Below are 600 nucleotides of genomic sequence, written 5' to 3' on the forward strand. Positions count from 1 at the left end.
GCCGCAGAGTTGCCGGTCTGGCTGCACAGATACAATTGGCACCGTCCCCACGGGAGCCTAAAGTCCAAAACACCTATCAGTCGCCTCGCTCTAACCGAGGACAACCTGTTGAGGCTCCACAGCTAGCCTGCGGCTCGCGGTGCATCCGCTCGACAATCGAGCTGAACGCGTTTCCCCCTTCTGCCGCGGCGTGACCTGATGCGGCTTGGGGCCTGCCGTCCGGGGCGCCACCGGCTTGAGTGCCTCCGCTGCGCGATCTTCCCGTCCGGCCGATGTTGGTCATGTTTCGTCTCCGATCCAGGCAACAACGCATCGCCTAAAGTGTGTGGAGCAACGACAGGCGAGCCAACATGGCCGCCGCTCAGGAACCCCAAAGCGCGCCTAGTCTAGGGCACCGAACCGGGAGCTCTGAAGGAAGCACCTTGTCGGATCGGTAAATCGAGCAGGCCCTTGGCCGGGCCGACGCTCAAATCCCTTTCGCTCGCAGTCGGGAGGTCGCAATCACCTTCAACATCACCTAACAACCATTGCTCGCTTGAGGCGGAACTTAGCTTGGCTGACCTGACAACAAACTGACGCGCTATGACAGCTGAGCAGAAT

At 60.8% G+C, this 600-nt stretch carries 1 protein-coding gene and 1 pseudogene; one reads left to right on the top strand and one right to left on the bottom strand.

What is annotated here, in order from left to right:
* Window positions 1-126 (top strand): annotated as a pseudogene (locus EOA32_RS37615) (IS481 family transposase); the annotation flags it as partial.
* Between the two features lie 260 nt (window positions 127-386).
* Here the strand turns inward: EOA32_RS37615 and EOA32_RS39450 are convergent.
* Window positions 387-600, bottom strand: a 214-nt coding sequence (locus EOA32_RS39450; protein WP_210214894.1) for a hypothetical protein, incomplete at its 5' end; no start/stop codon positions are given.

This window comes from Mesorhizobium sp. M1A.F.Ca.ET.072.01.1.1 (genome assembly GCF_004023325.1).
In the GTDB taxonomy this organism is placed as follows: domain Bacteria; phylum Pseudomonadota; class Alphaproteobacteria; order Rhizobiales; family Rhizobiaceae; genus Mesorhizobium.